The organism is Myceligenerans xiligouense (assembly GCF_003814695.1).
Taxonomy (GTDB): Bacteria; Actinomycetota; Actinomycetes; order Actinomycetales; family Cellulomonadaceae; genus Myceligenerans; species Myceligenerans xiligouense.
The window spans coordinates 3,041,776-3,054,289 of the sequence record NZ_RKQZ01000001.1; the positions used below are offsets into that span (position 1 = coordinate 3,041,776).

General features: G+C 73.5%; 8 protein-coding genes. 3 read left to right on the forward strand and 5 right to left on the reverse strand.

Annotated features, from left to right (window positions below; genetic code table 11):
- Positions 1-135: 135 nt before the first annotated feature.
- Positions 136-609, reverse strand: a complete 474-nt coding sequence (locus EDD34_RS13245) for a Rieske (2Fe-2S) protein (protein ID WP_123814995.1) — start codon at positions 607-609, stop codon at positions 136-138.
- An 87-nt stretch (positions 610-696) separates the two neighbouring features.
- Here EDD34_RS13245 and EDD34_RS13250 point away from each other — a divergent pair, with 87 nt between their 5' ends.
- Together EDD34_RS13250 and EDD34_RS13255 are read left to right on the forward strand one after the other, a co-directional pair.
- Positions 697-1,116 carry a hypothetical protein gene (locus EDD34_RS13250; RefSeq protein WP_123814996.1) on the forward strand — a complete coding sequence of 140 codons (420 nt, stop codon included), beginning with the start codon at positions 697-699 and terminating at the stop codon, positions 1,114-1,116.
- Positions 1,117-1,271: 155 nt separating this feature from the next.
- The gene (locus tag EDD34_RS13255) at positions 1,272-3,920 is read left to right on the forward strand and encodes a RecQ family ATP-dependent DNA helicase (protein WP_246012391.1); all 2,649 of its coding nucleotides are present in this window, start codon (positions 1,272-1,274) and stop codon (positions 3,918-3,920) included.
- 50 nt (positions 3,921-3,970) lie between these two features.
- Here EDD34_RS13255 and EDD34_RS13260 read toward each other — a convergent pair whose 3' ends face one another.
- The 4 genes from EDD34_RS13260 to hisD form a co-directional block, all read right to left on the reverse strand.
- Positions 3,971-5,302 carry a carbohydrate-binding protein gene (locus EDD34_RS13260; RefSeq protein ID WP_123814997.1) on the reverse strand — a complete coding sequence of 444 codons (1,332 nt, stop codon included), beginning with the start codon at positions 5,300-5,302 and terminating at the stop codon, positions 3,971-3,973.
- A 278-nt stretch (positions 5,303-5,580) separates the two neighbouring features.
- On the reverse strand, positions 5,581-7,095 hold the full coding sequence (locus EDD34_RS13265; RefSeq protein ID WP_246012393.1) for a glucuronyl esterase domain-containing protein: 1,515 nt from the start codon (positions 7,093-7,095) through the stop codon (positions 5,581-5,583).
- Positions 7,096-7,410: 315 nt separating this feature from the next.
- Positions 7,411-10,734, reverse strand: coding sequence for a DEAD/DEAH box helicase (locus EDD34_RS13270; RefSeq protein WP_123814999.1), 3,324 nt, complete (start codon positions 10,732-10,734; stop codon positions 7,411-7,413).
- Between the two features lie 51 nt (positions 10,735-10,785).
- Complete coding sequence (gene hisD, locus EDD34_RS13275) at positions 10,786-12,123, reverse strand: histidinol dehydrogenase (RefSeq protein ID WP_123815000.1); 1,338 nt, start codon at positions 12,121-12,123, stop codon at positions 10,786-10,788.
- Positions 12,124-12,235: 112 nt separating this feature from the next.
- On the opposite strand from hisD, the gene EDD34_RS13280 reads away from it, so the two are divergent.
- A complete protein-coding gene (locus EDD34_RS13280; RefSeq protein ID WP_246012395.1) occupies positions 12,236-12,493 on the forward strand; it encodes an RNA-binding S4 domain-containing protein in 258 nt (85 codons plus the stop codon).
- Positions 12,494-12,514: the final 21 nt, after the last annotated feature.

A 12,514-nucleotide genomic window follows, 5' to 3' on the forward strand; every position in this document is an offset into this window, starting at 1 on the left:
GTGGTTTCAGCGGGCGCGGCGGCGCCGGCAGACCGGGTCTCGGTGCGGGATGCGATCACCGGGCCAGTCTACGGAAGGGCACTGACAGGGCCGTGACGGAGTCCGACCAGCGGGCGCGGCGGCCGCGGAGCGCCGTTACGACGTCACCACGTCGTCGCCCTCGACCACGACCGTGACCTCCGGCAGCGGTTCGGGCGCGGGGCCGGCGAGGACCGCCGCGTCGGTGAGCGCGTAGCGTGATCCGTGGCAGGGACAGGCGAGGTCGCCGTCCCCCGGCGTGACCGTGCAGCCCTGGTGGGTGCAGATCGCGCTGAACGCGTGGACCTCGCCCTCGACGGGCTGCGTGACGAGGACCTCCTGGCCGTCGATCTGGGCGGACACGGCTCCGCCGACCGGAACGTCCGCGAGCGGGACGACGACGGCGCCCGGACTGGTACCCGCCGGCTCCTCCGCGCCTCCCGAGCAGGCGACGAGCGCGACGCCACCCACCAGTGCCCCGGAGGCGACGCCCGCTCCCCGCAGGAGCTCCCGGCGCGTCACGTCGTGGACGGCCTCGGGTGGCACCGACGGGGTGGTGTCCGCCGATCGGTCGGGTCGCGTGTGCGTCATGAGCGCCTCCGGCATCGTCCTTCGCGGTCGTCGTCGGCCGGAGAGACGCCCTGGCGAACCGGCGCCGCATTCGGCAACATGTCGATCATGGACCCGTTACCGCACGACACGCCACCGAAAGCTCAGGCCGGAACTCCCACCGCGGCCGTCTGGCGCTGGTTCGGTGCGACGGGGGTGTTCGTCTCGGCGCTGGTCCATCTCGTCCTGTGGTTCCAGGGGTACCGCGACATCGACGTCATCGGCCCGATGTTCCTGCTGAACGCCGGTGGTGGTGTGGTCCTGACCGTGGCGATCATCGTCTGGCGCCACTGGCTGCCGTTGCTGGGCGGGATCGGGTTCGGTGTGCTGACCCTGACGGCGTACCTGCTGTCCGCGACGGTCGGCTTCTTCGGCGTGCTGTCGCCCTTCGAGTTCGCCGGAACGCCGGAGGTCATCGCGGCGATGGCGGACGTGACGGCGGCGGTGGGCTCGGGCGCGGCGCTCTGGCGCGAGCGGAGGACGTCGTAGCGCGAGCGGACGACGTCGCGGGCCGGGCCGGCACGGAACGGGCTCCGCGCCTTCCGGGCGAGCTCCCGTCCGGGCCGGGACCGGCGTTCCGGGTTTTCCACAGCCTGGGCGACGAAACCGTACGCGTGTCAGTGGTCACCCCTACGATCGACGACGTGACCAACGATCCCTTCGCAGACCTGCCGTTCGCCGTCGAGGAGCCGCCGGACGACGACGCCGTGCTCGTCGACCTCGGTGAGCCCGCGTTGCCGCCGTCGGCCCGGAACACCCCCGAGACGCAGGCGGCCAGGCTGCAGATGCTGCGCGGGCTGCTCGACGAGGCGGGCGGGCCGGGCGGTCCCCCCGCCGCGGCGAGCACCGACGACGGCGGGACACGCGGAGCGCACCCGGGCCCGGCCGGCGAGACCCGGACCTCCGCGGGTCCGGGGGCTCGGGACGAGGCGGTGCGGGAAGAAACGGTGCGCGAGGCCCCGGTACCCGCAGAGCCGGCACCCGCAGAGCCGGCGCCGGAAGAGCCGGCGGCACCCGGCGGGCCGCGCCCGCACGCGGAGCCGGTGGCCGCCGCTCCGGGCGAGGGCCTGCGGGGAGAGGCGGAGGCGGCGCTGCGGGCGCTCGTCGGCCGCGAGGATGCCGCGCTGCGGGAGGACCAGTGGCGCGCGATCGAGGCGCTGGCCGCGTTCCGCCGCCGCGCGCTGGTGGTCCAGCGGACGGGGTGGGGCAAGTCCGCCGTGTACTTCGTGGCGACGAAGCTGCTGCGGGCACGGGGTGCGGGGCCCACGGTGATCGTCTCCCCGCTGCTGGCACTGATGCGCGACCAGATCGGGGCGGCCGAACGGGCCGGGATCCGCGCGGTGACGATCAACTCCGCGAACGTCACCGAGTGGGACCAGGTGCACGCCGACATCGCGGCGGGCACCGTGGACGTCCTGTTGTGCTCGCCCGAACGGCTGAACAACCCGGCGTTCCGCGACGACGTGCTGCCCCGGCTGGCGGCCGATGCCGGCCTGGTGGTCATCGACGAGGCGCACTGCATCTCCGACTGGGGACACGACTTCCGCCCCGACTACCGGCGCATCCGGACGCTCCTGGCGGACCTGCCGCCCGGCATCCCGGTGCTCGCCACCACGGCCACCGCGAACCAGCGGGTCACCGACGACGTCGCCGAGCAGCTCGGGGTCACCGGCAGCGCCGGCGGCGAGGGCCCGGGCACCGCCGGGCCGCGGGAGGACGTGCTCGTGCTGCGCGGCGAACTGGACCGGGAGTCGCTGCACCTGGCGGTCCTGGAACTGGGTGACCAGCCGACCCGGGTGGCGTGGCTCGCGCAGGCGCTGCAGGACGTCGAGGGCTCGGGCATCGTCTACTGCCTGACCGTGTCCGCGGCGGAGCAGGTCGCCGACCAGCTCCGCGCGGCGGGCCTGGCCGTGGCCGCGTACACCGGCCGCACGGAACCCGCGCAGCGCGAGCAGCTCGAGACCGATCTCAAGGAGAACCGCGTCAAGGCACTCGTCGCCACCTCCGCCCTGGGCATGGGTTTCGACAAGCCGGACCTGGCCTTCGTCGTGCACCTCGGGGCACCCTCGTCCCCGATCGCGTACTACCAGCAGGTCGGCCGTGCCGGGCGCGGTGTCGACCGGGCGGTGGTGGTGCTGCTGCCCGGTCACGAGGACAAGGCGATCTGGGACTGGTTCGGCGCGCAGGCGTTCCCCGCGGAGAGTCAGGTCCGCGCCACCTTGGACGCCCTGCGCCGGAACGGGGGCCCGTTGTCGACCGCCGCCCTGGAAACGCACGTCGATCTCAAGAGGTCCCGTCTGGAAACCATGCTCAAGGTGCTCGACGTCGACGGCGCGGTGCGGCGGGTCAAGGGAGGCTGGGAGTCGACCGGCCGGGAGTGGGCCTACGACCGCGAGCGCTACGAACGGGTCGCCGCGACCCGGGCGGCCGAGCAGCAGGCGATGGTCGACTACGTCGCCACGCCCGGCTGCCGCATGGCCTACCTGCGTGCGCAGCTGGACGACCCGGACCTCGCCCGGGACTGGACCTGCGGACGCTGCGACCGGTGCGGCGGCGTCGACCTGCCCGATCCGCCGGACCCCGAGGCGGTCACCGAGGCACGCGCGGAGATGGACCGGCCGGGTGTCGCGGTGGAGGCTCGCCGGATGTGGCCCAGCGGTCTGTCGACCCTCGGGCTGGACCTGCGCGGCAAGATCCCGGCGGAGGAGCAGTCCGAGACCGGGCGCGCGATCGCCCGGCTGGACGGGCTCGGCTGGTCCGGGCCGCTGCGCGACCTGTTGGCACCCGGCGCCCCCGACGGCGAACTGCCGGTACCCCTGCGACGCGCGGCGGCCCGCGTGCTGGACGAGTGGCCCGCGTTGCGGGAGACGGCCGGACAGGACGCCGACGCCGACGCCGACGAGGGCACGACCGGCGCGGACGACCCAGGCAAGGGCCGCCTCCTCGTGGAGGGCGTGGTCGGCGTCCGGTCGGCGACACGCCCGCAGCTCTCGTATCACCTGGCCACCGGGCTGGCCGCATACCTCGGGGTGCCCATGATCGGCGCGATCGGCCCCGCCGCGGGACAGGACGAGCCCGGCCGGCACGACGTGAACTCGGCGATGCGGCTCGGCGGTGTCGTCCGACGCCTCGAGCTGCAGCTCGGCGATGCGGCACTGCGCGGGCTGCCGGGCCGTAAGGTGCTCCTGGTCGACGACTACACGGACTCGGGCTGGACCCTCACGGTCGCGGCCCGGCTGCTCCGCCGGGCCGGTGCCGCACAGGTGTTGCCGTTCGTCCTGGGGGTCCGCTGATCGCCGAGGGCCGCCCGCCCGGCACGACACCCCGCCGGGCGGGCCGAGGCCTACCGGCCCTGGAGCGACCTCACGTTGTCGCCGAAGGTCCAGCCCCGTGACCCGTCCCAGTTGATCGACCACGTCATGAGGCCCTTGAGCTGCCCGCCGTACGACGAGTACGCCTCGCCCACCAGCGACGGCGCCATGTATCCGCCGCCCGCGCCCTCCTGGGCGGGGAGGCCCGGCACCTGCATCTCGTAGGGAAGCCGGATCGTGGTGCCCTGGATCTCGAGGCCCTCGTTCAGGCAGTCGGTCTGCGCCACGAAGCCGGCGACCGTCCCGGCCGCGTATCCGTTGCCGTCGCAGTCGTACATCTCGCCGTTGTAGTACTGCATGTTCAGCCACCAGAGCCGGCCGTTGTCGACGTACCGCTTGATGATCGGCAGGTAGGCGCCCCAGATCCCTCCGTACGTGACGCTGCCGCCGGTCACGTACGCGGTCTCGGGGGCCATCGTGAGTCCGAAGCCGGACGGCATGTGCGCGAGCACGCCGTCGATGATGCGGATCAGGTTCGCCTGCTGCGTGGAGGGTGTGTCGATGTCGCCGCTCCCGACGAGTCCTGCCTCGATGTCGATGTCGATCCCGTCGAAGTGGTTGTCGCGGAGGATCGGCACGATGGTCTCGACGAAGCGGTCGGCCACGGCCTGGCTGGTCAGGTCGATGCTGGCCGTCGCTCCACCGATGGACAGCAGCAATCGCGTGCCGTCCTCCTTCGCGGCGCACATCTCCTCGGGGCTCGGCACGTCGACGCCGTTGTCCATGCCGTCCTGCCACAGGGCGGTGCCGTCGGGGAGGATGACCGGGAACGCGAGCATCGCGACGTTGTACCCGTGGTCCGCGATGCGGGGGTCGTCGATCGGGATCCAGCCCATGCCCGGGTGCACGCCGTTCGACGCACCGTCCCAGTTCTCCCAGTAGCCCTGCAGGACCTTGCCGCCGGGCCGTCCCTGCACGCCGCACCCGGTGTCCGGCGGGTCGTCGCTCGGCGTGGGCCCGGGGTCGCTCGGCGTGGGTCCCGGATCCGACGGCGTCGGCTCGGGCTCGCTCGGCGTCGGATCCGGGCCGCCGGCGCAGGCTCCGTCGTCGGACCAGAGTGTCGGAGTGTCCGCCGGGTTCCAGCCCGCGCCGGCATGGGCCGTGTGGCCGATGCGCGCGGTGTAGCCGCGGCTCTGGTAGGTGACCTGGTCACCGACCGCGAAGCTGGTTCCCTCCGCCCAGGCCGTCGCCGGGCATTCCGCGGCCACGGCCGGGGCCACCAGGCCGGGGACGACGACGGCGCCCGTGGTGAGGGCCGCGGCCGCGAGTGCGGCGACGAGCACCGGGGTACGACGGGATCTCACGAGGGTCACCTCAGCTTTCGCGTTGAGGCCGGTGCGGGCGCCACGACCATTTGTTCAGGACACTAGCAAGATGCTCTCGCCCGGACATGAGGGATTCCCACACCGCGGGCTCGGCGAACCGTGCGGCGACCGCGCACCGGGGAGCGACCGCGCACCGGTGCGCGGCCTCCGCCGGAGCGCGGCCTCCGCCGCCGTTCCGACGCAGGCCGCGCTCCGGTTGCCGAGGCCCGCGCGCCGGCGGCACGCCACCTCCGGCAACCGGAGCGAGCCTTGCCCGCTCAGCCGAGCGACGGCGTCGTCCAGCTACGCCACCGATCGAGATCGCCCGGCCGGCTCGGCGAGATCCGGAAGTCGCCCGGTCCCTGACCCGTGTCGAACAGGGACGCCTGGATGTGCTGCCGCATCGGCTGGACCCACTCGGACCGGTTCGCGCAGTGGTTGCCGTCCGAGACGGCGGAGACGTACGAGATGTTCCCGGCCTCACCGAGCGCCCGGTAGATCTCCCGGCCCGCGAGCGCCGCCGTCGCGCCGGAGCCGGCCCCGAGCCAGTCGATGTGCGGATTCTCCATGAGGAACAGGCCACGCGGAGCGATCATGCCGATCACCTGGTGCGTGTCCACCGGAAGACCCGACACGTTGTTCTGGTAGCTGCCGAAAGCATCGCCGAGCCACGGCTGCTCCCCGTAGGCGCTGCTCGGCGACTGGGCACCGGATTCCTGGGCGAGCCCGCGCATGATCGGTGCGCCGCCGGCGCCGGACTCGACCGGCATGGTCAGGTCGATGCGCTGGTCGAAGGCGCCGGCCACGAACGCGCCCTTGCCGTAGCGCGAGCATCCGGTCACGCCGAACGAGTCCGGGTCGAGCACGGCACCGCCGTCGGACTCGATCACGTCGATGATGCGGCTGACGCCCCAGCCCCACGCGGCGAGCAGCCCCGTGCCGCTGTTCGACCCGTAGACGTCGTAGAACGCGCCCGCCTTGTTGCCCCGCGACGTGCCCTCCTGCCCCACGACCAGCGGGTCGTACCTGATCACGGCGGCACCCGAGCTGAGGATCGTCGCCGTGTCGCCGCCGAAGCCGCCGTACACGAAGACGGCCGGGAACGGGCCGCTGCCGCCGGGCGTCTCCACGCTCGCCGAGAAGCTCGTGCTCCGGCCCTCGTCGGAGACGTTCACGGTGATGCTCGACCCCGTCACGGTGCCGGTCACGCTGTCGGGCGGGCCCGGCTTGGCGCCGTACATCGTGTCCTCGGAGAGCTTCTTGATCTCCGCCCGGCGGCATCGCCAGTCGGACGTCTCGGTGATCCGGGTGCCGTCCATCGACAGGAACGGGTCGGGCAGCTGCGAGTTGGCGCCCGGTCCGCTGCCCGAGACGTCGCAGTCGGCGCCGTCGAACTCGCCCCCGGGCGCGGGCCCCGGTCCGGGATCCGTCGGTGTCGGGTCCGGATCCGTCGGTGTCGGGTCCGGATCCGTCGGGGTGGGCGTGCTCCCGACGTCGCCCGTGCACGTGACGCCGTTCATGGTGAAGCCGCCGGGGGTCGGCGAGCTCGGTCCCGAACCGATGAGACCGAAGCTTGCCGACCCGCCGCTGCCGAGGCTCCCGTTCCAGCCCACGTTGCTCGCGGTGACCTGCGACCCGCTCTGCGCCACCTGCGCGTTCCATGCCTGCGCGATGCCCTGCCCGGATCCGAGCTGCCAGGCCACCTCCCACGAGGAGACAGGGTCGCCCAGATTGGTCACGGTGACGTCGGCCTGGTAGCCGCCCTGCCATTCGTTGACGACGGTGTACTCCACGGAGCACCCCTCCGCCGCACTCGCAGCGGTCGCCGTCAGGGCGGCCCCACCGCCGGCCACGACAAGGGAGAGAACGGCCCACGGAGCGGCCCAGCGATGACGGCGTGTCCGGCGCGGCCCCGGCGGCCGGGACGACGGCGCGGGTTCCGCCGCCGGCGCCTGCGATGATCGTGCGGTATGCATACGGATCTCCTTCGATCGGTCGACGCATCGCACCCTACGAAAACGTTATCTCTCTAGCCCAGAACAGGAAACGATTAAAAAACCGAAACTTCCGACCAGAACTTTCGACCGGTGTTCCCCGGCGACCGCCGGTCAGGCCTCTTCCAGCAGTCCGCGGATGTCGTCCACGTTCAGCCCACCGGTGAACGCACCGCCGTCGTCGTTCATGACGGCGTCGAACAGCTTGGCCTTGCGCTCCTTGAGCGCCATGACCTTCTCCTCGATCGTCCCCGCCGAGACCATGCGGAACACCATGACGTTGCGGGTCTGCCCGATGCGGTGCGTCCGGTCCACCGCCTGCGCCTCGGTCGCCGGGTTCCACCACGGGTCGAGCAGGTAGACGTAGTCGGCCTCCGTGAGATTCACGCCGAACCCGCCCGCCTTGAGGGAGATGAGGAACACCGGTGCCTCGCCTTCCTTGAACCGCTGGATCACCTCGGTGCGCCGCGTCGTGGACCCGTCGAGGTACTCCGTGGCGACGCCCTCCGCCGCCAGCCGTTCCCGCGCCAGCCCCAGGAACGAGGTGAACTGGCTGAACACCAGGGCGCGGTGGCCCTCCGCGGCGACCTCCACCAGCTGCTCCGCCAGCACGTCCAGCTTCGCCGACGGGACTCCCTCGTAGGCCGGGTCCACGAGTGACGCGTCCAGCGCGAGACGGCGCAGGATCGTCAGGGACCGGAAGATCGCGATCCGGTTGGTGTCGAAGTCGTCGAGCAGGCCCAGCATCCTCGACCGCTCACGCTGGAGGTGGCGGTCGTAGACGGCGCGGTGCGTGGCGTGCAGGTCCACGCTGAGCGTCTGTTCCTGGCGTTCGGGCAGCTCCGGCGCGACCTGCTCCTTGGTGCGTCGCAGCAGCAGCGGCCGGATCCGGCCGCGTAGCCGCGCCACGGCCCGGTCGGCCTCCTCGGCCAGTTCGGGGTCCCTCGCCCCCGACTCGACGAGCCGCACGTAGTCCTCGCGGAACCGCCCGGCCGACCGGTACAGCCCCGGGGCCACGATCGCCAGCATCGCCCACAGCTCCATGAGGTTGTTCTCCAGGGGCGTGCCGGTGATCGCCAGCTTGAAGGGCGCACGCAGCAGTCGCGCCACCTCGTTGGTCCGGGTCGCGTGGTTCTTCGCGAACTGCGCCTCGTCCAGGACGAGGCCGCTCCAGTCCACCTCGCGGAAGCCGTCATGGGCCAGGCGGAAGATCGCGTAGCTGGTGACGACGACGTCGGCATCCACCGCGACCTCCGGTACCGAGGTGCGCAGCCTTCCCGGCGTCGACGCCAGCGCGACGACGCGCAGGTCCGGCGTGAACCGCTGGGCCTCGGCCACCCAGTTGCCCACCACCGACGCCGGCGCCACCACCAGGAACGGCTTCTCGCCCGGCTCCCGGCGCGGGTCGCTGCCGAGACCTTCGCGGGCCCGGGCGAGGAACGCCAGAGTCTGCACGGTCTTGCCGAGGCCCATGTCGTCGGCGAGGATCCCGCCGAGCCCGTGCTCCGCGAGGAACGTCAGCCAGGCGTAGCCGTGCCGCTGGTAGGGCCGCAGCTCCGCCTTGAGCCCGGTCGGCAGGGGCACCTCGGTCGCCGGATCGGGGAGGTCGCCGGCCCCGGAGGCCAGGGCGAGGAGTCCCTCGGCCGAGCGCCGCCACGACTCGGACTGCTCGACGACGTCGGCCACCTCCGTGAGGTCGCCCCACAGGCCGGCGTTGTAGCGGGACAGCCGCAGCTCTCCGGGCCGGTCGCTGAGCCGGACCGCCTCCGCGACCAGCTCCCGCAGGCGGTCCAGGGACGGGTGATCGGTCCGCAGCCACGCGCCGTCGGGCAGGACGACGCGGTCGTCGCCGCGGGTCAGGGCCGCCAGCAGCAGCGGCAGCGGCACCTCCCGGCCGTCCACGCTCACCGCGACGCCGAGGTCGAACCAGTCCATGTCGCCGGACTCGCCGGCGGTGACCGACACCACGGGCGCGTCGCTCAGCTCCGTGTAGTCGGGGCGCTCGTGGGTCTCGACGCGGACCTCGGCCAGCACGTCGAGCGCGGGAAGCACCTCGGTACCCAGCTCCAGCACCGCCAGCCCGCCCACCTCGTGGCGGCGCACCAGCCGGAAGCCGGCGAACTTCGCGCTGCGCCGCACCACCGCCGAGGCCTCGGCGGCGATCCGTGCCTCCGCGGCGACGTCGCGCAGCTCGGTCCCGCCGCCGTCACCGACGGCATGCCGCCGGGCGAGTACGCCCGTGCCGTACTCCCAGGACCAGCTGACCACCGCCCGGTCCGGCCCCGAGAACACCGCCGTGCACACGAGCACCGGCCGGGCCGCCTCCGGCAGCTCGAGATCGTCCGCCGCCCGGACCGTGACGCGGCTGCGCAGCCGCGGGTAGTAGTCCGTGAGGAACTCCGGGACGTCCCGTTCCGGGACGTCGAGCTCCGGCATGGCCAGCGCGTCGAGCTGCGTGTCCGTCAGCGGGTCCGGCGTCGGACCGAGCGTGATCCGGCGGCGCGACCCACCGAGCGGCGTCACCGCGAACAGGCCGTGCTCGTTCAGGGCGCCGGTCTCCGAGCCCTGACCCGGCTCCTCGCCGTCGAACCTCACCGACGTCACCACGCGCAGCCCCGGCGCGGCATCGGCCCGCAGCACGTCGAGCGCCAGATCCGACGACGACGCGACGCGAACCTCGTCCCCGCGCCGGACACCGACCACGGGCACGCCGAGCTCCCCGGCCTCGGCGAGCAGCGGCCACAGGAGGCGTCCGAAGGCGCCCAGGTCCCGCCAGGCACCCGACCCGTAGGGCGTCCCCGCGAGATCACCCAGGTCGGCGAACCAGCTCCGCACCCGCCGGTCGGCCCGGCCCACCACGTCGCGGCCCAGGCCGTAGCCCCACCCAGGACGCACCGAGTCCCACGTGACGTCGTTGCTCTTGCTCCACGTCCCCTTCTGGGTGCGCCGCACGGGCTTGGCCTGCAGCACCGTCCCCTCGGCGCGCTCCCGCACCTGGATCCCGAGGGCCAGCTCCGGCTCGGCGCCCTCCGCGCCCGGCACCCTCGCCGGGGCCGCCACGACCCGCCGCATCCACCCGCGCCACGGGGCGGAGGTGCCCGAGGCCGTCTCGGCGGACCCCTCGTCCCGTGTCGCGTCCTGCTGAGCGTCCAGCAGGACCGCGACCACGTGCTTGCAGTACGCGCCGACGGGGCACGAGCACTCCGTCGAGGACACCGTGTACCGCCCGACGCCGTTCACATGGAACCGGACCTCGCACTCGTAGGGCCGGCGCGCGGAGCCTTCGACGGTGCCCTTCAGTCGGCGCGCCGCACGGTCCCACGTCCAGCCCAGGACATGCCCGCCGGCCTGGTACCGCCGGCCCCGCTCGAACGCGCCGCCTCCGACGAGGTGCTTGATCGCAGCCGTTCCGACGGGAGGCGGTGGGCTCGGCGGCATGGCGACAAGTCTCTCATCCGGCCCGCGGGCCCCACCCGGTGTCCACAGGTCTCAGGCGAACCGGCCGCGCACCGCCTCGCCGTGCGCGGGCAGGTCCTCGTCGTTCGCGACCGCCGTGATGTGTCCCGCCACCTGCTCCAGGGCGTCCCGCGTGTACTCGATCACCTGGACGGGCTTGAGGAACGAGTACACCCCGAGCGCGCTCGCGAACCGCGCGGTGCCCCCGGTGGGCAGCACGTGGTTGGACCCTGCCAGGTAGTCGCCCAGCGACACGGGCGACCACGGCCCCACGAAGATCGCGCCCGCGTTGCGCACGCGGTCGGCGAGCGCGGACGCGCCGGCCGCCTGGATCTCCAGGTGTTCCGCGCCGTACGCGTCGACGACGGCGAGCCCGGCGTCGACGTCGTCCACGAGCACGATCGCGGACTGCGGTCCGTCCAGGGCCGTGGCCACCCGCGTGCTGTGCTTGGTGGCGTGGGCGAGGTCGGTCAGCCGTTCCGCGACGGCGTCGGCGAGCGCGGTCGAGTCCGTGACCAGCACGGAGGCTGCCATCGGGTCGTGCTCGGCCTGGCTGATGAGGTCGAGGGCGACGTGCGTGGCGTCGGCGGTGCCGTCCGCGAGGACGGCGATCTCGGTGGGGCCCGCCTCGGCGTCGATCCCCACGACGCCGCGCACGAGCCGTTTGGCCGCGGCGACGTAGACGTTGCCCGGGCCGGTGACGACGTCGACGGGCTCGCACAGCATCTCACCGTCCTGCGGCGCGGTGCCGGCGGCTCCGTAGGCGAACATCGCCACGGCCTGGGCGCCGCCCACGGCGTACACCTCGTCGACGCCGAGCAGCGCGCACGCGGCCAGGATCGTGGGGTGCGGAAGCCCGCCGTGCTCCTTCTGCGGCGGGGACGCCAGGGCGATCCCGGGCACGCCGGCCGTCTGCGCGGCGACGACGTTCATGACGACGCTCGACGGGTAGACGGCCAGGCCGCCCGGCGCGTACAGACCGACCCGGCGGACGGGCACGTACCGCTGCCGGACGACGGCGCCCGGGGCCGGCTCCGTGACCCGCTCGACCGGGAGCTGGGCGGCGTGCACCTCGCGCACGCGGCGGATCGCCTCCGTGAGGCCGGCACGGACGTCCGGCGCGAGGGTGTCGAGCGCATCCGCGAGCGCCTCGGGCGGGACACGCAGGTGCTCGGGGCGGACGCCGTCGAACCGCTCGGCGATGTCGCGCAGCGCGCCCGCCCCGCCGTCGCGCACCTGATGCAGCAGCGGCTCGACGGCGCGCGCGGCGTCGTCCACGCGCATCTCGGCGCGCGGCAGGGTGGCGAGCAGGTCGCGACGTGCGGCGGGGGACGTCAGATCACGCCCGGTCAGATCGATGCGCTGGATCACGGCGATCAGTCTAGTTTCCGCGGGCGGCCGACGGCGGTCGCGGCCGGGTCATGGACGGATCGCGCGGTGCCGGCTCCCGTGACCGCCGACGGCGATGGGAGATGATGGGGGCGTGAAGATCCGCGACCCGCAGCCCGGCGCCCTGCCCGAACCCGAACCCGTCCCGATCCGGGACGAGTCGATCCGGCTCGGGCAGTTCCTCAAGCTGGCGAACCTGGCCGACGACGGCGTGCGGGCCCGCGAGCTCGTCACCGCCGGGGACGTCCTCGTGAACGGCCGGACGGAGACCCGCCGGGGCCGGCAGCTCACCCGCGGGGACCGTGTGACGGTGCGGGGCCCCGGCGGTGCGCAGAGCGCCGTCGTCGGCTGAGCCCCGGGCCCGGGGCAGGAT